Raw genomic sequence first — 631 nt, forward strand, 5'->3', positions numbered from 1 at the left:
ACTGGTTCCTCCGGCCAGCCGGGAAGCGGTTATGCGTGGCTATGCGGGCAGAACCGCTGTAGATCTCCACGGTGCTGTCCGTAACCTTCAGGTCAACACTCTTCCTGGCATACTGGTAAGGACAAGAGTACCGGTTATACTCAAAGACGACATGGTAGTCGATGTTTACCTTCCTGCCATAGATCCACGTGGCGATCTCATAAGGGACAGACGGCAGTGGATGCAGGAACGGCTTCTCATCCAGGTAAGCGTCATAGCGGCTCCCTTCACGTTTCTGGAAACTCTCGTGGTTGAATCCGTAGAGCTTTTTTGCGACGGCAGCTTTCAGATCCTCAAAGCTGTAAAAAGTCTCGTTCCTCAGCCGTGCGATGATCGCTGTTGCAATCTTCCCCACTGTGCCTTCCACGGAAGCTTTCTGTTTGGGTTTACGGATGCCTGCCGGCATGATGGCTGTCTGGTAGTGGCTGCCCAGGGCTTCATAATCCGCAGTCAGGACAACCTCCCCTTCTCTGGGATGGGATACAACGCCCGTCTTCAGGTTATCGCAGACAAGACGCGTGGCAACCCCGCCGAAGAACCCATACATGTGGATGTGGGCGCGGATAAAGCTGTCCATCTTCATGTCCCGGCA

Annotated in this window: 1 protein-coding gene; it reads right to left on the reverse strand. The window is 54.5% G+C overall.

What is annotated here, in order from left to right:
* Window positions 1–616 (reverse strand): Mu transposase domain-containing protein (locus tag B5F29_RS16210; protein ID WP_442911285.1); only part of this gene is annotated, 616 nt, incomplete at its 3' end.
* Between the last annotated feature and the right edge of the window lie 15 nt (window positions 617–631).

Source organism: Lachnoclostridium sp. An196, assembly GCF_002160135.1.
Lineage (GTDB): Bacteria > Bacillota > Clostridia > Lachnospirales > Lachnospiraceae > Hominiventricola > Hominiventricola avistercoris.